28 protein-coding genes are annotated in these 25,474 nt (G+C 42.7%); 11 read left to right on the top strand and 17 right to left on the bottom strand.

The window, feature by feature from the left end:
- Positions 1-79: 79 nt before the first annotated feature.
- Complete coding sequence (locus tag FOC32_RS06240) at positions 80-469, top strand: hypothetical protein (RefSeq protein ID WP_175966649.1); 390 nt, start codon at positions 80-82, stop codon at positions 467-469.
- 223 nt (positions 470-692) lie between these two features.
- Positions 693-1,199 carry a hypothetical protein gene (locus FOC32_RS06235; protein ID WP_163172294.1) on the top strand — a complete coding sequence of 169 codons (507 nt, stop codon included), beginning with the start codon at positions 693-695 and terminating at the stop codon, positions 1,197-1,199.
- A 77-nt stretch (positions 1,200-1,276) separates the two neighbouring features.
- Here FOC32_RS06235 and FOC32_RS06230 read toward each other — a convergent pair whose 3' ends face one another.
- The 3 genes from FOC32_RS06230 to FOC32_RS06220 all read right to left on the bottom strand — a co-directional run bounded on the left by FOC32_RS06230 (position 1,277) and on the right by FOC32_RS06220 (position 3,909).
- Complete coding sequence (locus tag FOC32_RS06230) at positions 1,277-2,230, bottom strand: 2-hydroxyacid dehydrogenase (protein WP_175966647.1); 954 nt, start codon at positions 2,228-2,230, stop codon at positions 1,277-1,279.
- 92 nt (positions 2,231-2,322) lie between these two features.
- Positions 2,323-2,517, bottom strand: coding sequence for a hypothetical protein (locus FOC32_RS06225; RefSeq protein WP_034169824.1), 195 nt, complete (start codon positions 2,515-2,517; stop codon positions 2,323-2,325).
- 120 nt (positions 2,518-2,637) lie between these two features.
- Entirely contained in the window at positions 2,638-3,909 is a 1,272-nt protein-coding gene (locus FOC32_RS06220) for a hypothetical protein (protein WP_175966645.1), read from the bottom strand.
- Between the two features lie 113 nt (positions 3,910-4,022).
- Here FOC32_RS06220 and FOC32_RS06215 point away from each other — a divergent pair, with 113 nt between their 5' ends.
- Positions 4,023-4,799: a class I SAM-dependent methyltransferase gene (locus FOC32_RS06215; RefSeq protein ID WP_175966643.1), complete on the top strand. Its 777-nt coding sequence runs from the start codon at positions 4,023-4,025 to the stop codon at positions 4,797-4,799.
- A 15-nt stretch (positions 4,800-4,814) separates the two neighbouring features.
- On the top strand, positions 4,815-5,393 hold the full coding sequence (locus tag FOC32_RS06210; protein ID WP_034169821.1) for a hypothetical protein: 579 nt from the start codon (positions 4,815-4,817) through the stop codon (positions 5,391-5,393).
- Positions 5,394-5,476: 83 nt separating this feature from the next.
- Here FOC32_RS06210 and FOC32_RS06205 read toward each other — a convergent pair whose 3' ends face one another.
- A complete protein-coding gene (locus FOC32_RS06205; RefSeq protein WP_175966641.1) occupies positions 5,477-6,679 on the bottom strand; it encodes a TIGR03862 family flavoprotein in 1,203 nt (400 codons plus the stop codon).
- A 3-nt stretch (positions 6,680-6,682) separates the two neighbouring features.
- On the bottom strand, positions 6,683-7,327 hold the full coding sequence (locus tag FOC32_RS06200; protein WP_171248445.1) for an SAM-dependent methyltransferase: 645 nt from the start codon (positions 7,325-7,327) through the stop codon (positions 6,683-6,685).
- An 84-nt stretch (positions 7,328-7,411) separates the two neighbouring features.
- Here FOC32_RS06200 and FOC32_RS06195 point away from each other — a divergent pair, with 84 nt between their 5' ends.
- Positions 7,412-7,588, top strand: coding sequence for a DNA gyrase inhibitor YacG (locus tag FOC32_RS06195; protein WP_004781766.1), 177 nt, complete (start codon positions 7,412-7,414; stop codon positions 7,586-7,588).
- A gap of 154 nt (positions 7,589-7,742) precedes the next feature.
- Positions 7,743-7,925, top strand: coding sequence for a hypothetical protein (locus tag FOC32_RS06190; protein WP_004781764.1), 183 nt, complete (start codon positions 7,743-7,745; stop codon positions 7,923-7,925).
- Positions 7,926-7,957: 32 nt separating this feature from the next.
- Here FOC32_RS06190 and FOC32_RS06185 read toward each other — a convergent pair whose 3' ends face one another.
- The 5 genes from FOC32_RS06185 to FOC32_RS06165 form a co-directional block, all read right to left on the bottom strand.
- Entirely contained in the window at positions 7,958-8,602 is a 645-nt protein-coding gene (locus tag FOC32_RS06185) for an MBL fold metallo-hydrolase (RefSeq protein WP_004781763.1), read from the bottom strand.
- A gap of 21 nt (positions 8,603-8,623) precedes the next feature.
- Entirely contained in the window at positions 8,624-9,637 is a 1,014-nt protein-coding gene (hemH, locus tag FOC32_RS06180; protein WP_004781761.1) for a ferrochelatase, read from the bottom strand.
- Between the two features lie 65 nt (positions 9,638-9,702).
- Positions 9,703-10,731, bottom strand: coding sequence for a DUF4062 domain-containing protein (locus FOC32_RS06175; RefSeq protein ID WP_175966639.1), 1,029 nt, complete (start codon positions 10,729-10,731; stop codon positions 9,703-9,705).
- Between the two features lie 115 nt (positions 10,732-10,846).
- Positions 10,847-11,725: a glutamate racemase gene (gene murI / locus FOC32_RS06170; protein WP_034589802.1), complete on the bottom strand. Its 879-nt coding sequence runs from the start codon at positions 11,723-11,725 to the stop codon at positions 10,847-10,849.
- Positions 11,726-11,774: 49 nt separating this feature from the next.
- A complete protein-coding gene (locus FOC32_RS06165; RefSeq protein ID WP_004781755.1) occupies positions 11,775-12,386 on the bottom strand; it encodes a DUF1285 domain-containing protein in 612 nt (203 codons plus the stop codon).
- Between the two features lie 187 nt (positions 12,387-12,573).
- Between FOC32_RS06165 and FOC32_RS06160 the strand changes: the two genes are divergently transcribed.
- A complete protein-coding gene (locus FOC32_RS06160; RefSeq protein ID WP_004781753.1) occupies positions 12,574-14,286 on the top strand; it encodes an electron transfer flavoprotein-ubiquinone oxidoreductase in 1,713 nt (570 codons plus the stop codon).
- Positions 14,287-14,397: 111 nt separating this feature from the next.
- Here the strand turns inward: FOC32_RS06160 and FOC32_RS06155 are convergent, their stop codons facing one another.
- On the bottom strand, positions 14,398-14,826 hold the full coding sequence (locus tag FOC32_RS06155) for a hypothetical protein (protein ID WP_004781752.1): 429 nt from the start codon (positions 14,824-14,826) through the stop codon (positions 14,398-14,400).
- Positions 14,827-14,844: 18 nt separating this feature from the next.
- Positions 14,845-15,726, bottom strand: coding sequence for a hypothetical protein (locus FOC32_RS17015; RefSeq protein WP_228761286.1), 882 nt, complete (start codon positions 15,724-15,726; stop codon positions 14,845-14,847).
- 91 nt (positions 15,727-15,817) lie between these two features.
- Between FOC32_RS17015 and FOC32_RS06145 the strand changes: the two genes are divergently transcribed.
- A complete protein-coding gene (locus FOC32_RS06145) occupies positions 15,818-16,780 on the top strand; it encodes an IS30 family transposase (protein WP_125279925.1) in 963 nt (320 codons plus the stop codon).
- Positions 16,781-16,853: 73 nt separating this feature from the next.
- On the opposite strand, the gene FOC32_RS06140 is transcribed toward FOC32_RS06145, so the two are convergent.
- Genes FOC32_RS06140 through FOC32_RS06130 form a run of 3 tightly spaced genes read right to left on the bottom strand, consistent with a single transcriptional unit; the run spans position 16,854 to position 20,872 of the window.
- Complete coding sequence (locus tag FOC32_RS06140; RefSeq protein ID WP_004811110.1) at positions 16,854-17,786, bottom strand: IS5 family transposase; 933 nt, start codon at positions 17,784-17,786, stop codon at positions 16,854-16,856.
- A gap of 27 nt (positions 17,787-17,813) precedes the next feature.
- A complete protein-coding gene (locus FOC32_RS06135; protein ID WP_228761285.1) occupies positions 17,814-18,086 on the bottom strand; it encodes a hypothetical protein in 273 nt (90 codons plus the stop codon).
- Positions 18,083-20,872, bottom strand: coding sequence for a type VI secretion system Vgr family protein (locus FOC32_RS06130; RefSeq protein WP_004781748.1), 2,790 nt, complete (start codon positions 20,870-20,872; stop codon positions 18,083-18,085). Before FOC32_RS06130 ends, FOC32_RS06135 begins: the two co-directional genes overlap by 4 nt.
- A gap of 269 nt (positions 20,873-21,141) precedes the next feature.
- Here FOC32_RS06130 and FOC32_RS06125 point away from each other — a divergent pair, with 269 nt between their 5' ends.
- A complete protein-coding gene (locus FOC32_RS06125) occupies positions 21,142-21,888 on the top strand; it encodes an IS5 family transposase (RefSeq protein ID WP_004782810.1) in 747 nt (248 codons plus the stop codon).
- An 86-nt stretch (positions 21,889-21,974) separates the two neighbouring features.
- Here the strand turns inward: FOC32_RS06125 and tusA are convergent, their stop codons facing one another.
- Positions 21,975-22,235 (bottom strand): sulfurtransferase TusA, encoded by a 261-nt coding sequence (tusA, locus tag FOC32_RS06120; RefSeq protein ID WP_004781744.1) that lies wholly within the window; start codon positions 22,233-22,235, stop codon positions 21,975-21,977.
- Between the two features lie 201 nt (positions 22,236-22,436).
- On the opposite strand from tusA, the gene FOC32_RS06115 reads away from it, so the two are divergent.
- On the top strand, positions 22,437-23,276 hold the full coding sequence (locus FOC32_RS06115; RefSeq protein ID WP_004781742.1) for an HlyC/CorC family transporter: 840 nt from the start codon (positions 22,437-22,439) through the stop codon (positions 23,274-23,276).
- The gene (gene lnt / locus FOC32_RS06110) at positions 23,273-24,832 is read left to right on the top strand and encodes an apolipoprotein N-acyltransferase (RefSeq protein WP_104426672.1); all 1,560 of its coding nucleotides are present in this window, start codon (positions 23,273-23,275) and stop codon (positions 24,830-24,832) included. The genes FOC32_RS06115 and lnt overlap by 4 nt, the downstream gene beginning before the upstream one ends.
- A gap of 80 nt (positions 24,833-24,912) precedes the next feature.
- Here lnt and FOC32_RS06105 read toward each other — a convergent pair whose 3' ends face one another.
- Positions 24,913-25,248, bottom strand: a complete 336-nt coding sequence (locus FOC32_RS06105) for a hypothetical protein (RefSeq protein ID WP_004781739.1) — start codon at positions 25,246-25,248, stop codon at positions 24,913-24,915.
- Between the last annotated feature and the right edge of the window lie 226 nt (positions 25,249-25,474).

Raw genomic sequence — 25,474 nt, 5'->3', positions numbered from 1 at the left:
TGAAAAATTTTACCGCTATAGGCATTTCACTATATATTTCATATACTCAAACCAACAACACTCAACAAGAAAGAAGCACATGAAATTTAAAACTCTTATGATAGCGACTCTTGCGGGTATCGCAGTTACAGCGTGTACATCTCAACCGACTATTCCACAACTAGAACTTGGGGTATTACAGGAAGTTCAAAATCTTGAGGCTTACCCTGAAACAACAAACAACAGCGCAAAACTGACCAAATTCATGGACAAGTGCGTGATCGAATTTACCGGCAATATCGGTAATAACCGTGTCATTGAACAATGGTCATTTAAAGGCTTAACCCTGATGGATGCCGGTTCAGCAACTTTCCAGACTGACAACACCAGCACTGCACAGAAATTTGACCTGTATAACGCAACGACTCAAAAGAACTTCCTGGCATTACGTAACCACTTTGCCGAAGAAGCCATCGAACAGTGTAACTAAGCGCCCTGCCCTATATTTACATCAAATATGGGGCAGTTTCTCTTGCAAATCATTTTCCCATCAAATTCATCCTCTACTTATTCTTGAAGTCAGCCAGCTTTACTCCCTTTTTTCTCAGATCATTTAAGTGAATCGCACAGAATATTCATTGTTTTTACATTGGCTTCTATTACACTGAAAACAGAATCAAGACCGTTATCTCAATCTGCGAGGTCGATCCCTTATGACCCTGAAAAAAACGACGATGAAAAAAACCAAGATCCTCAGCACTGCATTATTAATGTGTGCACCTATTTTTATCCAGACTGTTCAAGCCAGTGAAACGCAGCAAGATGCAAAACCGATTGTTCCTTATGGTGATAATCCCAATCTGCTGCATGTGTTTGCTTATAAAACCCAACAAGGTGTAATCAATACCGCTGAAAAAGTGGGTGCAGCAGCAGAAAAAGGCATTGCCAAAATCAAGCCGGGTGTGGATCGTGCCTGGGACAATACCAAATCCACCGCAGCCACCACCATTGAAAAAGTAGACCAAGGCGCAACACAAGTGGCTCAGCAAACCGGTCAGAAAATCCAGCAGACCAAAGATGTCTGGCGCGGTAATCAGCAACAGCAAGTCCCGATTGAGCAGCAGCCTTTAAGCCAGTCTTCAACGGCAACGCAAAGTATCACACCGCAGTCACCATCCAGTTCAGGTGGTGCAACCAGTTATGCAGTGGATGATCTCTAAAAAATAGAACATTTTAAAAAGCCCGTTAAGGGCTTTTTTAATCTGAAGAGAATAATATCTGGTTTAACTAAATCAGATCAGTTCACCTGGCGAATCGGCTGGTCCGCCTGAAAGGCTTTAACATTTTCCACCATCTGATCCACGATGCGCTGGCGGGCATCGACACTGCCCCAGGCATTATGCGGTGTAACGATCAAATTCGGAATGCCTGGATCGAGCAGAATATTACCCTCTTTCGGCGGCTCTATCGTCAGTACATCGGTGGCAGCACCTGCAATTTTGCCTTTACGTAATGCCTGTGCTAGAGCCGCTTCATCAACAATACCACCACGCGCACAGTTAATCAGGAAAGCACTTGATTTCATAGCTTCCAGCTCGGCATGGCTGATCAGGTTACGGGTATCTTCAGTCAGTGGGCAATGCAAACTCAGGAAATCAACCTGTGGCAATAACTCCGCGAATGGTACACGTGAGGCACCCCCCGGACGGTTGGGTAATGATCCGATCATTACCTTCATACCAAACGCTTCTGCCAGTTTTGCTACTGCCTTGCCCAGTTCGCCATAACCCACAATGCCGAGAGTCTTACCAGACAGCTCTACAATCGGTGCATCCAGCAAACAGAATTGCGTCGCCTTTTGCCATTCGTCTTGTTGTAATTTTTGCTGATAAGGCAGGAAAGACGTCGCCAGATTGAGCATTAACATGAGAGTATGTTGGGCGACAGCGGAAGTGCCATAGGCCTGGCAGTTACACACGACAATACTGCGTGCTTTGGCTGCGGCCAGGTCGACATTATTGGTGCCAGTCGCAGAGATTAAAATCAGTTTCAGTTGAGGGCATTGCTGAATGGTTTCGGCATTTACCATGACTTTATTGGTGATGATGACTTCGACATCTTGCACGCGTGGCAAAAGTTCAGCCACAGAGGTAGCAGGATATAATGTTAACTCGTCAAATACGCCATGCAGCGCCTGAAAGTCGAGATCCTGTTGATCTAGAGAAGCATAATCCAAATATACGGCTTTCACGGCCTGACCCTCAATCCTGTTAGACAATTTATTTTGATTGTCATTTAAAACAAGTCCTGCAGGGTTTTCAAGCAACTTACTGTCAGAAGTGGTTAATCTACAGACTTATCAATATGGTTACGCAAAGAACGGCGCACCTTATAAATCACATATACACTGAGAAAGATCAGAAAAATAAGAGAAGAACTGAGCAAGATCATTGCAGGATGCACACTTTCCGCGTGTGCAAAATTAGGCAGCATCAGTCCAAGAATAAAACAAATACTCGTAACTCGTATGGATTGCATATATTTACTCCCTTGTCATATAAACAACCAGGAGCGGTGTGACTATTTTTCATACCGCCTAAGACCATATTAGGCCTTAGCAAACATAAGTCAAGTATTTGTTTTTAGAAAAATTTTTCGTTAGTTCATTTCACTTCGTGTCACAAACTGTGTATTTTTGTCACTTGCGTCAACGAAACCGGAAGCGCCGTATTCATCTGTATGCAAATTTAGATGCTTATAGCTGAACATATAAAAATCAGCATAGCGTTTCATGATAATCGGATGCATGCCTACATTTAATTCATCCTGCTCCTTGACCAGTTTCATGATATGCCGGTCATTCATCACTACCAGATAACGCTCATCATTTAGGTTAATGGTCAGCAAGCCATTACCTTTGGCATAAATCGGAATCAGGAATTTATGGTTCAGTGCAATCGCATCACCGGTATAGCTTTCGATCTTGTTGCTGATGACATTAAAGACCAGCGCATGACCATAGGCATCCAGCAATAACTGACGCTTTTCCTGCGGCAGATTGACGTGAATCCCAAGCTTGAGCAGATCCTGCTGATCGACCTGTTTATTACTCAGCAATTCACGCAAAATCACCTGTTTTTGCGCTGCATCAAAAAACTGGGTATCCAGCAGCAGATCATTATTTTTCAGGATACGTCCTAAAGCAAAACGATGCCTCGGCAAGATATTCTCAATCACCTTGCGATAATAGAACTTGCTGTTTTTCTTGACCCGACGCATTTTCTGGTAGAAATAACTTTCATCATATTCATGCAATAAAAAGTCATACAGCAGCTCGGAGCTGGCCAGAACAGCGATGGCATCATGGCCAGTAAATGGCAGATGCAGTACATGATGCTGCGGAAGTACGGCTTCCAGTTTCAGGTAATGTGCCCGGTCTTCGGTACAATACGGGTCATAAACCAGAATATATTCCCGTTCCGGACTGACATCTTCTGCCTCGATCCGCATGCCCTCATTTAGCTCGGGCTGATAAAACATGTTGTAGCGGGCATCTTCGACATCTTCCGGATCGATCGAATATTGCGGCACCATCGCGACCACACGCTGAACATTCAGCAGATTGGAATATTTAATCGCGGCATAGCCCCCCATGGAGCCACCATAGGCAATGCGCTGCTGAAACGGCGCAATCAGCTCGGCAATGGCTTGCAACATGTTCCACATGGAACTTTTTGGAAACCAGGATTTATGTTTGGGCATGATTCCCAAAACATTAAATTCAAATTTCGCTAATGATTTTTCGGCATTGATGCTCAAGCCCTTGGCACGGGTAATCAAATCTCCAAATGAAAAAATCAATTCTGAAGATGACCCCGGCATAAAAATTGCGCGTATATGCTCATCTTCAAAAACAATCTGCTTATCCATAACTTTCCCGTGCTGGTGAATCTAACTTTTCGGCAACAATTCACTCAATGAATAGGGCCGAAAAAGTGAATATGCTATTTTATATCGATGAAAAAGATTAAAAAGCGCAAAATATGACACAATCACTGCATCCTGCAGCTCAACAGGGGTTTAGTGCAGCGGCTGAGCTTTATCAGCAGGTACGTCCTGACTATCCGGCAGATCTTAGTCCGTGGCTCGCCGAGACACTGTCATTGCCTGTAGATGCAAATCTTGTCGATTTGGGAACTGGAACTGGTAAATTTATTCCCTATTTGCGTCCGCTCAGCAGCCACATCACCGCCATTGATCCTGTCCCTGAAATGCTGGCCCAGTTAAAACTGGCACATCCGGATATTCATACCCTAGAAGGGATGAGCCACCAGCTTCCCCTGCCCGATCATAGCGTGAATGCCGTGTTTTGTGCACAGTCATTTCACTGGTTTTCCAATCTGGAAACCTTAAAGGAGCTAGATCGGGTACTTAAACCTCAAGGCTTTCTGGTACTGGTCTGGAACCAACGAGATATTACAGTCGACTGGGTCAAAGCCCTGGCAGATTATATTGCACCACTGGAAGGCGATAGACCACGCTATCATAGTGGTGCCTGGCGTAAAGTATTTGAAGAACAGAATCTCTTTCAGCCTTATGCTGAAACGCTAATGCGCCAACTGCAGCATGGCCCTGTCGAGCAGGTAGTTTCCAAACGCTTATTGTCAACCAGCTTTATTGCCGCACTACCAAAAGAACAGCAACAGCAGCTCAAGCAGCAATTCGAACAAATTATCAAAAACTATACGGACAAGGGTGCAGAAGATATGATTAATTTCCCTTATATCACCTATGTTTATGTATTCAAGAAAAATAATTAGGAACAGGATTCAATCATGCACACCATTCAATTGATGTCACGAACTGCACTTTTCACTGCTGCCATGTTTTTGATGGCCTGTGACCAGAAAAGTTCACAATCTGTAGAACAGCAAGCAACAGAAGACTCTGCATCAGAGGAAATCATGCAGGAATTGAAAACTGGACCCGTGAAAAACTTCCCTAAAACGGAAGATGATCCCCATGATATTGCTGTCTTGAATGACTATGAAGAACGTTTTCAGGAAATGAGCGCGGATCTGGAAGCTGAGCTCAATGGCATGCGCAATGATGACAATCTGACTCCGGAATTTGTCCAGCAACGTCAACGCGATCATGTCCAGTCTTCGCTAAATATGCTCAAAGATCTGGAGCTTAAAACTGAACAGGGCCGTTATATTCAGGGTTTGATGTATCAATACTGGGAACATCAGGAAAAACTGGTGAATAGTCCGAAATCTCAGGCCACTACCGTAAATGAAGCCAGTGAAAATGTAAAAGGTCTGGGCAAATATCTACATGCCCAGGAGCAACTGGAACGTTGGCGTTCACAATATCCAGAGATGACCACTGCAAATAAAGTCCCAGCACAATAAATAATACAGTTCAGGAAGCAGGCACTTCCTGAAATTTTATAAGCAGCACTAAGATTTAATTTTCACTTTCTGAAGAATTCGTATTATTGAGCTTGAACCAGATAGTGCTGCACCCCTTCTGCGGCTGCACGTCCAGTGGCAAAACAGGCAGTGAGTAAATAGCCTCCTGTAGGCGCATCCCAGTCCAGCATCTCACCACATAAGAACACATGGGGATTGGATTTAAGCTGAAGTTGCTCTGACAGAACCTCGCGTTTAACCCCACCTGCACAGCTAATCGCTTCCTGTATAGGACGGAAACCTGTTAATAATATTTTTAGATGCTTCACTTGCTGTGCTAGCTCAGCTGCTTCTTGCCAAAGTGGTTTTGGTACCAGTTCACGCACCAAAGCAGCTTTTGCACCCTCTAAACCTGCTTTCCGCCAGATATTATTCAAAGACTGCTTTTTACTTGGCTGTAATTTTTTAGCCAGCTGCTCAACTGTTTGATCTGGAAAAAGATCCATATTCAGCTGCATTGGCTGCCCCTGTTTCAGCTGTTGACGCAGCCCCCGGCCTTGTTTATAGATCAGACCACTTTCCAGACCATAGTGACTGATCACAATATCACCCATAGTCTTGTCGCCGCCATCAACCCAAGCCTCGACCCGTTTTAGGGGCTGGCCAAAGATCGGCTGCATAAACTTGGACCATGGATATTCCACACCCGCATTACTGGCTTGGAAAGGTTCAATCTCGCTGCAATCAAGCCATGCTTGCCATTTTCCATCACTGCCGAGTTTTGACCATGAAACTGCACCACATGCTAAAACAAGCGCATCAAAGTTTTCTGTGAATGCGCAATCATTTTTTAAATCATGGATCTGTAGCTGATGATTTTTTAGATCTAGAATTTGATGGCGATAATGAAACTGGATGTCATGCTCGGTCAGACGTTTTAGCCAGGCACGCAATAGTGGAGCGGCCTTCATTTCCCTAGGAAAAACTCGACCTGAAGAACCAATATAAGGTTCAATACCAAGATCTCTCATCCAGTTTTGAATCCATATCGCATCCCAGCGTTTGATCCATGGCGCTAACCAGTCCACTTGATCATAACGCTGCACAAACTGTTCGACTAGCTCGGCATGGGAAATATTTAGACCAGTTTTCCCAGCCATCAGAAATTTGCGTGCAGCCGAAGGCTTTTGTTCAAAAACATGCACCTCATAATCAGACTGACTCAGAACTTCTGCAGCCATCAAGCCTGCCGGGCCAGCACCCACAATTGCAATGCGCTTCGTCATGGCTTATTCCGCTGGACTCGCATTCTGCCCTTGTAGCGGCTGAAACTCATCAAAACGCGTTGTATAGCCTTCCGGTTTACTAATAATCAATTGCTGGCACAACTCACCACGTTCTAGATATTTAATTTCAAAATGAGTTCTTGCCGAGTCTTGGCCAATGACTTCTTTAACGAAAGGCAGTTTCCACAGATTTTGAACCTGCTGCTCTGCCTCCTCAATATATTCAGGAATATTACTCGCTAAAGTGATCGTGCCACCAGTTTTTAAACGCGATAATAAAAACTCAAAAAATGGCATATTCAGCCAGCGCTGTGCCGGGTTATGCGGCTCAGGGTTCGGATATAAAATAAAGAACTGTTCGACTTGCGCTGGATAGAGTGCATGCACAATCCAAGGCAAGGCATCAGCATGAACCGTCTGTAAATTCGGTTGTCCTTCCAGTGCATGCTGTTTTTGCATGGCTAAAAATTTTTCTCGAGTTCGCTCGATCGCAATCAGCTTGCTGTTCGGATTGGTCTGAGTGAAGAGCAAAGCATGTTTACCTTTGCCCGCACCGATTTCCACACAAACCGGTTCAGAACTGATACTTTGGAAATCACGAGGCGCATGCATACGCTGTGCTTGAAATTGACGAATCGACATAATCAGATCAAACTAATAAAAACTGTATAAGTCTAACAAGTGCAGTTATATTTGCCTAATCGAAGCTTTATTTTTCTAGGGAGTGCGCTGATGTCGACCACTTTAAAATGTCCACGCTGTGGCAAACTGACCACTTGGGAACATAATGAATTTCGTCCTTTCTGCTCGGAACGATGCAAAATGATTGATCTTGGCGCTTGGGCCAGCGAAGAATACAAACTGCCAACCCAAGATGCTCCAGCGGCTGAATCTTCTGAAGAGGACTGAATTTTTTAAAATATCCCATATCATTAAGCACATCCTAAATAATTACATGATTTTTATAAAAGGCTTGTAGAAAACCAACACAAGTTAACAGCACATATGCCAGTTTAATACTATGTTCTTACGCAGAAATATCACATTATTTTAGAGCAAGAACATGGGCTACATTATTCTAAAGATCATTTTAATTGGGGTAGGAATACTTGCGATATTGTCATTAGGAATAGGCATTTTCCAACAGGATGGCTTATTTATTGTTGTTGGAATTCTCCTTGCCATTATGACTTGGCTGATCTACGCACAAACCCGTCAGTCTTTAAATAATCCTTTTAGCAAATAAAAAGACCAGCTAGGCTGATCTTTTTATCTACTTTAACCCGCTTTTCCTGCAACGAAAGGGTTATGCTGCTTTTCAAAACCAATATTGCTGATCGGACCATGTCCTGAAATAAATTGGGTTTCATCCGGCAGGCTAAAACATTCGCGCTGGATTGAATCGAGTAACTGCTGGTGATCGCCACGCGGGAAATCTGTCCGCCCAATTGAACCTTTAAACAGTACATCCCCTGTCCATAACAAAGCATGATTCTTGTTATAGAACATTACATGACCTGGAGTATGGCCTGGGGCAAAACGTACTTCAAACTCTTCATCACCCAGCTTGAGAACTTCTCCACCTTCCAGCCATTGCGTGACTTCTACTTTTTCCGGAATCGGAAAGCCATAACGGGCAGACACTTCCTGAATCATATCCAGCCAGAATGCATCGTCCTTATGCGGACCAATCACCGGCACATCCCAAACTTTTTTTAAAGCACCAACTGCTCCAGCATGATCGAGATGACCATGAGTCAGCCATAAAGCCTTGACTGTTAAGCCCAGTGCTTCTATTTCCGCTTTTAATTTCTCAGGTTCGCCCCCTGCATCAATCAAAACAGCCTCTTTACTGTCACTATCCCAAAGAATCGAGCAGTTTTGCTGAAATGCAGTCACAGGAACAATTTTGACTTGTAACATAGGATAAGAAACCTCAAAAGATTAATGGGCAAGCGTCTGATTTAATGCTTCAAGATTAGCCTGTAACAGCGTATTGAGCAATTGCACATGATCTTCACGGTTGTTCAAGGCCGGAATATAACTGTAGCTTTCCCCGCCATTAGCCTTGAAGGTCTCCCCATTTTCCATGGCCAGCTCTTCCAGTGTTTCCAGACAGTCAGCCGAAAAAGCCGGACTCATCACCTGAATTGATTTCACGCCCTGTTTGCCCCACTCTTCAATTAAGGCATCCGTATAAGGCTTAACCCACTCCTGTTTACCAAACCGGGACTGGAAACTAATTGCATATTGATCTTCAGATAGACCTAAAGCTTCTGCAACCAGTTTGCCTGTGATCCGGCAACGATCCGCATAAGGATCACCTTTATCGGCATAGGGCTGCGGGATACCATGAAATGACATCAACAGTTTTTCTGGCTGCCCATGAATCGCCTGATAATCCCGAACACTTTGTGCCAGTGACTGGATAAATAAAGGATGCTGATAATAATCGCGGATAATCGACAGACCAGGTAGATTGCGCTGTTTCAGCACCCATTTTGCGACCGCATCATACAGAGGTGCGGTAGAAGTCGCTGAATACTGGGGGAATAACGGAAACAGAATAATATGATCTTGCGGTTGAGCCGAAATCTGATCAAGAACAGCCTGAATATTGGGATTGCCATAGGTCATGGCAGGTACCACATTCAGTTCAAATTGCGGATATTGTTCAATGAGCTTAGCCTTTACTTGACTTACCTGCTGCAGCAGAATCTCACGCATCGGTGAATCCTGGCCCCAGACCTGTGCATAGGCACGGGAAACCCGCTTAGGACGGAACGGTAAAATAAATAAACGCAGGATGAGTTGCCAGATTGGCTTGGGAATTTCAATGACACGCTGATCAGATAAAAACTGCTTCAGGAAATCGCGTACTGCCGGCACAGTCGGTGCATCAGGTGTGCCTAAATTTGCCAATATAATCGTAACTTTCGGTTTAGCTGTAGAAAACATGCAGTACGCCCGTCGTAGTATCAACCTGCTTACTTTAACAGCTTTTTACTTATTCTCTATATGGATTAATACACTGACTTATATTGAAAAGTACGATCTTTATCCAGCAAGTTACTGTCTAGCAGCTTCTGTGCCTTAGGCGTAATCTGCCAAAGCAGACGTTGGCGGTCATCACGGCCCGACGGTATAATCCAGTCATTCTGGCGCATTTGCAATTTCAGGCTATGCAGGGCACGGATATTAATCTGGGCACGGGCTACAGCATGCGCGCGCGGCATTTCCGCTCGTGCATCTGCCAGACCGGTTTCATTCAAATACTCATTCATACGCTTGGAGAAAAATTCCTCCGGCGTTGGATTAATGAATGTAGAACCAAGAATAGCCAGCAATTGTGCCCAGGTCAGTCTTTTCTCAACTTTCAGCTCTTTAAAGTTACCATCCTGATAAGCATGCATACGGTATTCGAAAGAGAAAACTTCATGCATAGACACTTTCGGCAGGCTCAGGAAAGGATCCACTTCACGTGTCCCCCCATCGCGTTCCAGTTGGGCCACTTTGGCTTTGAGCTGGTCAATCTCGTCATGCAAGGCTTGAGTATTCTGCGGACGTACCCAGCCACTTACCGGATAGCGTTCCAGCATTTGCGGCATGTTCAAACGTACCGCCATTTCCAGATCACGCAAGGTGCGATAGCAAAAGACCTGATCAGCTTCCTGCTGCAATAACTGACGAAATTCTTTAAATTTTTCTTGTAATTCAGGTTTCGTATCGTGCAATGAAGGATCACGTGAAGCCGGATCTTCATGCATAAATACAATAATCGGTTTCTGCTTGGTCACAGCATAAATATATTCCAGGTGCATATAACCCACACCGGAAACCGACTGCTCACCATACTGGCTACCCAGCAGAATCATCACATAATCACAGTCATCAATCTGGCGACGCGCAAATGCAGTATTTAAAGGAGTGCGTTGTTCCAGCCCCCAGGAAAAGAAACCCATGCCGACCAAAGTTTGTGACAAGATGATCCGCTCTGGCTGCATTTCTGCACCAGAGGTGGAGATAAACACCTGATAACGTTTATCGAGCATTGATTATCCTCTTTTACTGCGCATTGATCTGGCCGGCTACACCCTGCCCTGACACAATATGACGACCCCAGTATAAAAATATATCTTTGAAAATTATAAGATGAGTGATGGTCGCCTAGCTGACTTCTGTCTCCATATTGCTGACCTGCCATTTAATATCGGCTGGAATCAGATGCCCTAAAATCGGCTGGAGCTGTTCAGCATTTTGACCACTAACCACAAGTCGGATTTTCAGACTGTCCTTGCACTCATGTTCAAATAATAACCCATTTTTAATCAAAATTCGGGCCGTTTGTCTCGCAACCGCGAATCCTGAGTCAATTAATGTCAGCTTTTGACCAAAAATATACTGAATTGACGATTTTAGGAAGGGGTAATGTGTACATCCTAGCACTAAATAATCAGCACCCTGATCAACAACCGGTTGTAAAATCTGAGTTAATGTCGCTAGACACTCAGGACTCATCTGTTGGCCGGCTTCTACAAAAGGCACCAGATCCAGACAGGTCACCGGAATCACTTTGACCTTTGCCGGCTCGGCAAAACGGGTCATGACATCCTTAATCAGCTGGCCACGAAAGGTTGCAGGTGTGGCCAGAACGGCCACCGTTTTGGATTGGGTATTGAGGACTGCAGGTTTTAGCGCTGGCACCAGACCAATGATCGAAAAGTTTTCACCGTAATGCTCACGTAAATAATCCAGGCTAAAAGCAGAAGCGGTATTACAGGCGACGACTGCAACTTTACAGCCTTCACGATACAGCCATTCAATCGCTCGCGCAGTCAGGTCACGGATTTCCTGATCTTTACGCGGTCCGTAAGGTACGTAAGCCGTGTCGGCATAATAAACAAAGCGCTCATTGGGCAAATACCGGGCAATTTCCAAAGCAACCGATAACCCTCCTACACCAGAATCAAAGATCCCGATAGGTGCATCAGCACTGGCTTTAGGCATGGGATCTACTAAGGGATAAATCGGTTGGATAGCGCTCATAACGTTGCTAGTTGCTTGTTTCAAATGACCTTGCGACAAAGCTTAAACCTCAGGTGCTTAAATGCAAGTCTAAATCACCACTTTTCAAGCTTAAAACCGTCTCTCCAGCAGCATTTTCACCGAGCTCGCCCATCTCCACCAGATGTAAAAAAGCAGCCCGCTGAATCAGCGCATTGATTCCAAAACGGACATGCACATAAGGACGCAATTCATCCTGATACTGACGCATAAAGATAGGATGTTCGCTATCGACAATAATGATGTCCTGAGTTGTGGTGGTTAATTGCAGGTAAGTCTTGCCTTCAATCTCGACCTGATCCACCTGATTCACAAACAAAGGTTCATCTTCGACCTCGATTTCAATCATTTCAACCGGCGTTTTTAGATAGAATTTTCCTTCTTCTTTCCAGAGTACCGTTGAAAACAGGTCTATCATCGGCTGACGCTTAATCAATTGACCTTCGTGCCACCATTCTCCATTGGCCAAAACCTTGAGATCCATTGCCCCACAATGCTTTGGCTGCCATTGATCCAAAGGCGGGATTGACCTTTTGTGACTGCCCTGTGCATCTTTTAAGTATTGTGCGATATCCATTAAATTTTTATCATCGCTAGAAGCTACTTTTTTCGTCGGATTTTTCTCGGGTGCTGACTTATTCATATAAAGAAGACCTTGATGACGGAAAAATAATATGTTTCAGCCAATTGGCTTAACCTGGGTTTAAAACTATACTAGCCCAGATGCTTAAAGACACTACTATTTTTGTGTCTAGGAATTCAGAACACTCATGGCAGCACCCAATCATCCGATTATGGTTGCCACCGAATAGAAATATGAGGAGTCCTACATGGAACACATCGAACGTGAATCGATGGAGTTTGACGTTGTGATCGTAGGTGCGGGTCCTGCCGGCCTGTCTGCTGCAATCAAGATCCGTCAACTTGCAATTGAAAACAATTTAAATGATCTGTCCGTTTGTGTCGTAGAAAAAGGCTCCGAAGTCGGTGCACATATTCTTTCAGGTGCTGTGCTTGAACCACGTGCCATGAACGAGCTGTTCCCGAACTGGAAAGAAGAAGGTGCGCCTTTAAATGTGCCAGTCACAGAAGATAAAACTTTCTTCCTTCTTTCAGATGAAAAATCACAAGAAGCCCCGCACTGGATGGTGCCGAAAACCATGCACAATGATGGCAACTATGTCATCTCTCTGGGCAACGTGGTGCGCTGGTTAGGCCAGAAAGCTGAAGAGCTGGAAGTATCGATCTTCCCGGGCTTTGCTGCTTCAGAAATTCTGTATCATGAAGATGGTACGGTGAAAGGTATCCAAACCGGTGACATGGGGATTGGTAAAGATGGCGAACCAACACATAACTTTGCGCCAGGTTATGAGTTGCATGCCAAATACACCATTTTTGCTGAAGGCTGTCGCGGTCACTTAGGCAAACGTCTAATCCAGAAATTCAATCTGGACAAAGATGCTGATCCACAGCACTACGGTATCGGCATTAAAGAACTCTGGGAAATTGATCCTGCCAAGCATAAACCAGGCCTGGTAATGCACGGTGCTGGCTGGCCTTTATCTGAAACTGGTTCTTCAGGTGGCTGGTGGTTATACCATGCTGAAAATAACCAGGTGACGTTAGGCATGATTGTGGATCTTTCTTATGAAAATCCACACATGTATCCATTCATGGAAATGCAGCGCTGGAAAACCCATCCTCTGATTAAACAGTACTTGGAAGGCGGTAAGCGTATTTCTTATGGTGCGCGTGCGGTAACTAAAGGTGGCTTTAACTCTCTGCCGAAATTCACCTTCCCGGGTGGTTCACTCATTGGTGATGATGCGGGCTTCCTGAACTTTGCCAAGATCAAAGGCTCACATACTGCCATGAAATCCGGCATGCTCTGCGGTGAAGCGGTATTTGAAGCGATTGCTGCCGGTGTGGAAAAAGGTGGTGACCTGGCGATTGCACGTGTGACTGAAGGTGAAGACTTCTTTGTAAAAGAGTTGACTGCTTATCCAGACAAGTTCAACAACAGCTGGCTGAAAGAAGAGTTATATAGCGCACGTAACTTTGGCCCGGCAATGCACAAGTTCGGTCAATGGATGGGTGGTGCATTCAACTTCATCGACCAGAACGTGTTTAAAGTGCCATTCACCCTGCATGATCTGGTGCCAGACTTTAAAACTCTGAAAACGGTTGATGCAGTGAACTTCAAGCCGAACTATCCAAAACCGGATGGCAAGCTGACCTTTGACCGTCTGTCTTCTGTGTTTGTATCGAATACGGTGCATGAAGAAAACCAGCCTGCGCATTTAAAACTGACCGATGCTTCGATTCCAGTAGATGTCAACTTGCCAAAATGGGATGAGCCTGCACAGCGCTACTGCCCGGCGGGTGTTTACGAAATCATGGAGAATGATGACGGTTCAAAACGTTTCCAGATCAATGCAGCGAACTGTGTGCACTGCAAGACCTGTGACATCAAAGATCCATCTCAGAATATCACCTGGGTAACACCGGAAGGTGGCGGTGGTCCGAACTACCCGAATATGTAATACTTAGTTAGCTTGCATAAGCCTCTAAAATAATTAATTACTTTAGAGGCTTTTTTTATATTTATAAGATTATGAAATAAACATCATTAAATTTTTTTGTGCAAGAAAAAATTAGTATTTAATAGATTTAAATATTTTATCTGCATCATGGCGCTGCCAAATATGAAATAGGCTGTTATGGGTACCATTCATAGCTTTTAATATTTCTGCTTGGGTTTGAACTGAGTTGTAACCTTCTATTTTTTTATTAAGAACCTCAAAAAATAATTTATCTGTATTATTTAATTCATTCGGTATATCAATAATGTCTTTTATTGTTTGCACAGTCCAGATTGGTTGAGGGAGTAAATCTTCCTCATAAACCATAATAGATATCCTTACTATGTCTATATAAGGTATTTTTATTATTACATCATCTATATTTACACCCACAATCTGATCATGCTCTAGGCTAAAATTTTTAATTTTAGTTTTATAATTATTCGCATCTAAATTTTTATTAGCTTCTTTTCTTACTAACCTTTTAAAAAACTTAAACATACAGGCTACCTACTGGAATTAAAATAAAGTCCATTCTGTAAAAGCTTCCAACTCTTCATCATAAGCTTCAACTAATTTATATGCTCCATACCCTCCCGCTAGACTGCCAATTATTACACCTACTGTTGAACATATGGGAGACCCGGGGCCACAAATTCCTCCTGCAATAGCGCCGCTCACAGCGCCAGCTGCCACTCCTGAGCCTATGGTTGCGACTTCTTTATAAAATTCCTTTTCTTTATTCTCAGCTGAATAAATCTCATACCAAGCATAGGAAATTGAAATAACTACAATTACTCTGCCTAGTGGTTTCATATACTTTGCTGCTTTATCAAAGGTTCCATGGGATGACCCTGATCCTTTAACTACACTATAAAAAACTTTATTTTTATCTGCTGTTGAAAGCGCCTGAAAATATGAATTTCTTGTACCTATTGATGCTTTTACATAATTATCCAAGGTTTGTCTTGACTGATCTTTCAGTTTTTTCCATTTATCAGGATCTTTTAATTTCAATGCATAATATTCTAAGAATTGATCTAAACTTTTAGCCGCTATTTTTTCTTTTTGTGATACTGCTAACGCGATTGGAGAATTCTTTTTCCTGGTCTGTTCTAAAATATCATTTCTTAATGTATGAGCCTCTTTCGAAGCGTCTTTTACAGTCATTCTTCCATTTTCGACATCCTTTAAGTAATCATAACTCATTTTTTTAATTGCTTTCATATAAGCAATTCTTAAGGAGCTATCATGATCTAAAAAGTTATTACTAAAGTAAAGTGCTGTACCATGTAAAGCTTCAAGTGCTATTTCTAATTCATTTTTAACTTTAACAGGTACTTTATTTGATTCTGCTTGTTTTGTTGTACCTGTAGTTGATTTTAATCTACGCAGATTCAAATACCAAGTGCGACATATTTGTAGTTAGTTGAAAAAGTTAGGTGTATTAAAATCATTAGACTTTTTTCAACTCGCAATTGGAAAGCACCCAATGAAGCAATACACCCAACTTTCTCAAGATGAAAGATACGAAATTTATGCTGCTTTGAAAAGCAAATCTTCAATCTCTACCCTTGCCAGGGAGCTTGGACGTTCTCGATCAACCCTTTATCGTGAGATCAAAAGAAATACTGGAAAACGTGGATATCGAGCTCAACAGGCAGAGAAATTTTCAAGTCAAAGACGATATCGATCCTCTTCACAAATGACGGATTTTGCTCTCGTTTATATTCGTTATCTGATTGGCTTAGATTGGTCTCCTGAGCAAATTTCAGGTGCTTTAACACAACGAGGTTGGCTTGATGTGCCTTCACATGAATGGATTTATCAGTACGTCTATCTAGATAAATCTAAAGGCGGTAAGCTCCACATTCATTTAAGACATCAAAAGAAATATCGTAAACGAGGCTATAAAAATACAGACCGTAGAGGCCAACTCGTTGATAGAACAAGTATTCACTGTCGCGATGAGGTCATCGAGAAACGTCAACGCCTAGGTGATTTTGAAGGTGATACCGTGATAGGCAAGAATCACAAGGGGGCATTATTAACTCTGGTTGAGCGCAAAAGCTTGTATGTACATATCGTTCATTTGGGACAAACTAGAACCACAACTAAAACGATCTCGTGTGCTTTAGCATGTTTGCGCAGCAGTCATGCCTACAGTGTAACCTTTGATAATGGTAAGGAGTTCTCCGAGCACCGGCGGATAACGGAAGCAGGGATAGAGACGTACTTTGCAGATCCATACAAGTCGATTCAACGAGCCAGAAATGAAAATACCAATGGTCTGATCAGGCAATATCTGCCAAAATCATCTTCGTTTGATGAAGTGTCAAATGAACAAATAAAGCAGATAGAATTTGCTCTCAATCATCGCCCTAGAAAAACACTAGGCTGGTATACGCCTAGTGAAGTTATGGCTGGTTTTTATACTGTTGCACTTGCTGCTTGAATCCGCCCTATATATCGATTTGGCTTTGTTGCATAAAGATTTTAAAGATAGAGCTTTCCTAAGTTGTTTAAATTTAAGTGACAACTTGGGTGTGAGGTCGGCCGAGCTCCGTAAACTTATTTAAGATGGCCACACGTGCATGAATCTCGTTGACTTGGCTATCAAAATTCCGAGCACTGAGCTTATCGCCTAATAATTTGATGCAGTGCATCTTGGTTTCTACCAGACTTCGCTGATGGTAGCCCGACCATTTTTTCCATAGTGTCCTGCCTAAACGTTTAACAGTGCGAAGTAATTCATTTCGCTCTAGCGAATGAACTTTTGTATCTTTCCAAGGCTTCGCATTTTTTCTGGGTGGAATAATCGCATGGGCATTTCGATCTGTGATCAACTGGCGACACCGCTTTGTGTCATAAGCACCATCGGTATAAACGGAGTCAATATGCTCATCTTGAGGAATCTGATCGAGTAAATCACCAAGTACTTGTGAATCACTGACATTATTTGTCGTAAGCTGAACGGCACGTATTTGCAGTGTTTCAGCATCTATACCAATATGCAGTTTACGCCATTGCCGACGGTATTCAGGCTGATGCTTCTTACGCTTCCATTCGCCTTCACCTAAAAATTTTAAACCCGTAGAGTCGACGAGTAGATGTAACCCATCACGACTTTTCTGGTAGTTAATTTGAATATCAATATACTTTTGTCTTCTACAAAGCGTCGTGAAGTCTGGTGCTGTCCAATCTAATCCGCAAAGTTTAATTAAGCTTTGAACAAAACCAGTAACCATGCGTAAAGTGAGTCTAAATAGAGATTTGATCATCAAACAGCATTGAATCGCTATGTCGGAGTAGGTTTGACTTCGACCTTGTTTGCCTTGAGGTTCTGCATACCATTGTGTTTTTGGATCGAACCAAATGGCAATATTCCCACGATTAATGAGAGCTCGGTTATATGCGGGCCAATTGGTTGTGCGGTAGATTTTGTGTGTAGGCTTCTTCATTTGGAAATTATATTGCCGAAGGAGTCCTTAAGAACAGCTTTGTGCAACAAAGCCTATCGATTTATTAAATTCGCCATTTTCTAGTGCGGGAACACGTACTCTGGCAATTTTTGAATTATTTAAAATTAACTCTACAAAGATTAAATCTAATTTATTGCAATTATAGATTTTGGTACAACCATTCGGATCAATTTTTCCTCCATAACTTTTTTGAGTTGTCGTATTTAGTAAGGTATAGCTTAATTTTGATAAAAGATCTTTATTATCACAGGATACTTTTAAACGAGCCGTATAAGTCATTCTTCTAACTCCGATATCTCTGCATCATATTTATGCACCATAACCGTATATTTTTCTTCCTTATTTTCTGAGGTAACTCTAATAATTCCATCTTTGGGAATCTCTGCTGTTCGTACATTCCCCTTAGAATCGATAAGACTAAAAATTGGAGAGCTTTCTAATAATTTATTGTTTATTTTATGTCGCACATCGAACTCTAAAACATAGGAACTATTATGTGAGGCAGGGAGATAGGGAATATCATTTATTACCTTTTCCCCTGATAAAAATTGATGTTGTCCTGCCTTTATCTCAAACTGACCACCTGTCGTCGGCAAAATTCCGGCACTACTGATTTCAATTTGAGAACCGCCCGCAGTTAAAACAATTTCCTTCGCTGCTGTAATTTCGATCTGATCTTCAGTAGAGACAACTTTGATACCTTTACGCGCAATAATATCCATCCCATCATTTTGCGCCTGTAGTTCAACTTTGCCTTTTGCGGCATAAGCTCTTAAGCCTTGTTGGGCTGCAAACAGACTCACTTTAGAAGAGGCATGACCAATAATCTTTTTCTGCGAACTTAGGTTAATACTGTCCGCTGCCTGGTGGCTAATTTGACCCTCCGCAGACAAATGAATATCCTGCTGAGTACTCAGCGTAATGGATTTTGGTGCTGTCAGAATCATGATTGCCTGTTTAAAGGCAGCTGCTTTGTCTTGATCTTGCTGTTCAATTTGCTCAATAAAGCTTTTTAGGGTCTCAAAGATTTCAAGCGGATCAGTTTGCTGGTTTTTAGCAACATCACTCAGTGCTTGGCTCATCTGCAAGCCTGATTCAAGCTGGCTTTTCGCTGGTTCAGCATCCATATGTGAACCATCTGCAGCTTGCTGTTTATGAGCCGAAATCAATAACCCTTCACCTGCACGGACTGCACCCCATTGGTCAGTTCTAAGTTCAAAACCTTCACCCCGTCCTTCACTTTCCGCCTGTTCTTTCGGATGACTCAAGTTACCCAGATTGAGTTGACTGGTAGCTTGACTACTATGTAACTGTATACTGATCTGGCCAGTCGTATCATCAAAACGTAGCTGGTTAAAGCCTTGCCCCTGTACTTCTTGCGAGCGAATACCGCTGAGTTTTTTGGTGTCTGGGAGTTGTCCTTTTTGATCAAACTTCGTCGGAGAACGCTGGCCTTCATGAATCCGACCTACCACAAAAGGCCGATCAATATTGCCATCGAAAAAGTCGACAGCCACAATTTCACCAATGCGTGGCAAGAAACGGACCCCATAACCTATACTTGCCCACGGGGCCAGAACATCTACCCAGGCTGAATCTGTATCACTGTCATTGCTGCCTGCGCCACCATCGTGAGCATGGTCATTCGGACGAGTGAACAGAAAACGGATTTTGATCCGCCCCCATTCATCCACATAAATTTCTTCATCTTCTGGCCCGACTACCTTGGCGCGTTGCGGATAGGCCTGTGGCCGCTGCAATAAAGGCTGGTATTCAGGGACCAAGTGGATATGGCGACGTTGTAAGACTAGCTGGTTGGCCTGACGCTCACCTGCGTCCTTGAATTCTGTCATCTTCCAGCAGCTTTGCTGAATTAAAGCATGGACCTGCTCATTTAAGTCTTTAGGCAAATTATTCTGGTTATAAAATTTCTTGGAGATGATTAAAAATTCTTTATCTACTGCTGGATGCTGGTCAATTTCAGGATGCTGATCCAGCCGAAACCAGTAACCCACTTGGGCATCACGTACTGTGGATGTTGCTAAAAATTGTTTGGCCTGTGCAGCATAGAAATGCTGCAAATTTTGGTTTATTTTTTCGATTTGTGCATCTGAGGCTGGAGTTGCCTGATCTGCATGCCTGAGATCAGTGACCCATGCCGGACTGATGTTCCAGGCCTGTTCCAATGCCAGGCTGGCATTATCCTGAACCTGACTCTGCTGGTGCTTGCTTTGTACTGAACCAACGCCTTCTTCCTGATTCAAGTGATCGGCATGCCAGCGCTGGATATGTACAGCGGTCGGCTGCAACTGTCGTTTTGCAATAATACTGGTAATGCTATCTTCTTGTTCAGTAGCACTGGAACGATGGAAACGGATCGCCCTGCGGCTTAAAGCTTGGTAGTGGCTATTATCATCAACTAATCTAAGCTTTTGCGCTGCAATCTGTGCAGATGAATGCACGACTATAAACTCAGACTCATCAATCAACCAGTTAATCCCTTCACTACGCCATAAACGGGTTAAAAAGTCATAGTCGCTTTCATTCAATTGCATAGTAAAAGGACGCACATCATAAGTTTGCTGCAAACCGGATAAATCCAGCTTGAGTGCAGCCGCAAACAATGGACTCTTACGCTGCCATTCTTTGAATAAGATTTCAGTAATCTCTCGGACACTTTTGTCCATGAACACACGACTATTACGGCGTTTATGCCATAGCGACGTTGCATCTTCTAGGATGAGTTTATAAAGCGTTAATGCGCCATCACTCTGTCCCTGAGTTGCTGCAGTAATAATTCCGGAACTGCGAAATAACTGTCTTTGATCCGTAACCTGATCTATCGCTACTTGAGTTCCAATAAATTCTTTAAGGGGAATCAAGGCATTAGTCGACACACAAATCAGCTCAATCTTTAGTCCCTGATTCAGGGCATGTTGGCCATCAATACGTTGCAGAAAAACTTCGGAATTAAGTTTTTGATGGGAAAACTGAACAAGCAAAGCACGCTTCTGTGCACTAAAACCCAATTGCTCTAATACTTGAGCGATATGATTTTTTATCATTTTTAATTGTTATAAATATTTTTACGGCATTATAGTGAATTATTTATATCCAGCCTAGGTTCATTGGTCTGGCCATGGTTCCGATTCATCACTGTAATTCTGGAAGAGGCTTGAATATCAAATTTTTTATTTTCTGAAAGTCAGGAATTTCAAGCCGATCAAGTATTCAAAAAAATAGTTTTTTTAATTTTAGGGTGTGTTGACACTTTTAGCTTAAAAAATAGCGAAGTAGTAAAATCAAATCGCCAAACCCAATTTTACTATTCGCTATGCCTCGTACCATGCTGACAGATCAACACTGGCAAAAGTTGAAAACTATTTTGCGTAATTTATCTATTCATCACAACTCAAACTTACGTAATTTTATTGAAGCTATTCTCTATAGAATTAGAACAGGCTGTCCGTGGCGAGATATTCCTTCCTATTTCGGTCAATCAAACTCTATTTTCAAACGTTTTAATCGTTGGTCAAGCAGTGGTAAGTTACTTAGATTATTCAAATTACTAGCCTCATGCCCAGATATGGAGTGGATTTTTATTGATGGCTCTCACGTACGTGCTCATCAACATTCTGCCGGTATAGCGAATCAATCCATTTCTAAAAGTGTAGGAGGAAACTCCTCAAAAATACATTTGATTGTTGATGCAAATGGCAATCCTGTTGATTTCATGATTACCGATGGAACCACACATGACGTCAAAGTTGCACCTGATTTAATATCAACATTAGACTTAAAAGAGACAAAAGTGGTCTGCGCAGATAAAGGCTATGATTCAGAACCACTGCGTGAACAGATCAGAAAAACAGGGACAAAAGCGAATATACCAAAGAAAATAAATAGCCAATCGAACAATGATCATATGGACTGGTATTTATATAAAATCAGGCATTTAGTTGAAAATATGTTTTGTAGATTAAAGCAATTTAGAGGAATAGCTACTCGATATGACAAGCTCAAAAGAAATTATCAAAGTGCTGTTGCCTTAGCCTGTATATTTTTATGGCTACCTTTATAGGTTTAATTATGAACAGTAAATGTCAACAGACCCTAATCTTTCAAAAATATGGGCAAATGAATCACTCATCTACCCAAAAAAATCTTTTAACCGCCTTTTTTCACCAGATAATGGAACTCTTTATTGCCATTTTCATCCAGACGCTCTTCTTGGAGCAGTAGTTCATGGCCGAGATGCATACAGAATTTTGGAATATCCCAAGAGGTCGAATTATCCGTAGCAAAAACTTCAACTACATCACCAGCTTTAGACTTACGGATGGCTTGATGCAACATCATGACTGGCTCAGGGCAGCGTAATCCACGGGTATTCAATTGCAGGCTTGGCGTAATTTCGGCTTCAGACATCGACAGACTCAGGAATTCAAGATCAGCCTTATTTTAGCATAAAGCGGCTATGGCATTGCAGCCCACGCTTTGAGCCAGTTCACAAAACCAGACTGACCCGTAAGATCAAGTCTGCGCAGCATAATTACAATAGACAAGCGTATTTTCTGCGGTATGATAAAATCACGTTTTTTTAGATATTAAGAGTCTTTAGGAAAGATCATGCACGAGGAATCAGGCCCGTCGTGGGGTATGCGCGGCTTACGTAAATGGCTGGGAACTGCACCCGAAACTCGCGACGAACTGCTAAAATTAGTACAAGATTCACGTCGATTTTTAGAACCCGATACTGTTGCAATGCTGGAAGGCGTACTGGATCTGCCGGCCACCAAAATTCGTGAAGTCATGACGCCAAGAACGTCCATGATTAGCTTGCAGGAAGATGACCAACTTCTCGAAATTTTGCATGTTTTAGTTGAATCTGCGCATTCGCGATTCCCTGTGTTCTCATCGGATCAACCGGATAATGTAGTTGGTATTTTGCTGGCCAAAGATCTGCTTCCTTTCCTGACCGAGCCTTCTTCCAAAGTCGATATTCGTGCCTTGATGCGTCAGCCATTGTTTGTACCGGAAAGTGCGCGTTCCGACCAGGTTCTGCGTATGCTGAAAAATACCCAGACTCATATTGCGGTAGTAATTGATGAGTACGGTACAACTTCAGGCCTGGTAACCCTAGAAGATATTCTCGAAGAAATTGTGGGTGAAATTGAAGACGAACATGATATTGCTGATGAAGAAGCACAATATATTGTTCCAGACCAAGACCCGAAAACAGCCAATACATGGGTAGTACAAGCGCTGACACCAATCGAGCATTTTAACAATATGCTGGATGCCAATTTCTCCGATGATGAAGTTGAAACCATGGGCGGTTTGTTATTGCAGGAAATCGGTCTGGTAAATGATCTGGAAGGTCAGACGATTGAACTGGAAAACTGGCAATTTACCATTCTTGAGGCAGATTCACGTTCTATTCGTTTAATTCGAGCTGTGCGCCAATGAGAGCATATTTCGATAAGCTATTAAATCCAGCCCAGCAGCAAAAGCAGTTAGCCTTAATTTATCCTGTATTGATTGCCTTATTTGCCGGCGCTATTTTTAGCCTGGCTTTGGCACCTTATCATTACTGGTGGCTGGCGATTCTCTCTCCTGCCTTACTGTATGCTTGCGTCCGTGGTCGTAGTGCGAAACAGGCCTTTGGTATTGGCTGGGCTTATGGAATTGGATTGTGGTTTGTGGGTGCATTCTGGCTCTATACCTCTATTCATGTGTATGGCGATACCAGTGCTTTCCTGAGCGTAATCATGATCCTGATCATGGCGATTGTCATGGGACTGTTTACTGCGCTTCAGACTTGCATTTATCGTCGATTTTTCCCGGAAACACCTCTTACCTTCGCACCACTTTGGGTGATCTTTGAATGGGCCAAAACCTGGGTATTTACCGGTTTCCCATGGCTCTTTGCAGGTTATGCTTTTACTGAGCTCTATCTGGATGCCTACGCGCCTTTATTCGGTGTATTTGGGGTGTCCTTTGTAGTGATTGTTCTGGCCTGTGCACTGGTTGAAATCTTAAGTAAACAGGTCTTCTGGATCGTTCCTTCTGCATTCCTGTTATTGGGGGCTTGGGGTGCTGCACAACTGACTTTTGTGCAAGAAAAAAATGAAAAGCCGCTCACCGTTTCTCTGATTCAGGGCAATATCCCTCAGGACCTGAAATGGTTAACTGAATATCAGGTAAAAACCTTACTGATCTATGCAAATCTAAGCAAGACAGAATGGGGACGTGACCTGATTGTCTGGCCAGAATCTTCGATTCCGATGTTCCAGACTGATATCGAACCTTTCTTGGATGCCATGAAAGTTCAGGCAGAAAAATCTGGAACAGCTTGGGTCACAGGTATTCCGTTCTGGGATCTGGCTGAGTCACAGGAAGCAGGCACGCCAAAATATTACAATAGCATCATGGCCACTGGTGATGAGTCGAGTGGTCTTTATAAGAAGCAGCGTCTGGTGCCTTTTGGAGAATATATTCCACTCTCTGGCGCACTCAGTTGGGTACTTCCAGCTCTGCAAAACGACCCTTCGGTGAGTGGTTTCTCGCGTGGTGCGGATATCCAGAAACCATTAAATGTGAAAAACCATCCTTTAGGTGCAGCGATTTGCTATGAAGTGGCTTATCCAAACCTGACTCGTCGTAATGCCAGCCAAAGCGATTTTCTGGTGACCGTATCTAATGATGCCTGGTTTACTGGCACTGCCGGTCCACAACAACATTTACAGATGGTACAAATGCGGGCCAAGGAAAATGGTCGCTGGTTTATTCGTGCTACCAATACTGGGGTAACTGCGTTCATCGACCACAATGGCCATATTGTGAAACGTGCACCTATGGATAAAGAAGCTATACTCCGCGGTGAGTTACCCGCCATGCAGGGTGAAACGCTTTACATGAAACTTAGCGACTGGCCAGTATTGATTTTCTCCGTATTGTTATTATTACTGGGTTGGCGCTTCCGCCCACGTAAGGTGGATATCAGCTTTAAGTCGAGAAGATAATTCTCTCAAAAGTCCCTCTTTTAAAAAGGAGGAGCTATAAAAAACCGAGGTTCATGCCTCGGTTTTTTATCTATATGTTATTAAAACTGGATCACCAGATAAGATAACATGCTCGCCAGTGACAGCATTGGAATATAGCGATAGACCTGTACAATTCCGTTTTCAAATGCAGAAGCCTGTTCCTGTTCAAACTGTACGACAGACGCTTTTAATGCTGACCAGAAGCATAGTACGAATAAGGTACTCATGATGCTAATGGCAAAAAAACCCACCATAATCTGGCTGCTGCCTTCAGTGGTCTGCCATAAATGCAAAATTCCCTGACTGGCTGGAAGAATGCTTAAAACCAAAAGAACAGATTTCAGCATCGACCAATGAAACTGGTTTATTTCATCCGATAATATTAATGCTTTCATACCATTCTCCTTTGGCTAAAAAAGGGCCATTAAGAATATTATGAGCTATTTTTTGTAAATAGAAAGTCTATATTTATTCACATTTTACGATAATTGTAATAGATAAATATGGGAATAATTCTTATTATAACTATCAAATCATCAATATTATAATAATATTATTAAATTCATCTACTTATATTATATTTTATGATTGAGAGTTATTATCACTTCACCCAATATTGAA

Source organism: Acinetobacter sp. FDAARGOS_724 (assembly GCF_013364475.1).
GTDB classification, from domain to species: Bacteria; Pseudomonadota; Gammaproteobacteria; order Pseudomonadales; family Moraxellaceae; genus Acinetobacter; species Acinetobacter variabilis.
This window is presented reverse-complemented; position numbering and strand designations above follow the sequence as displayed.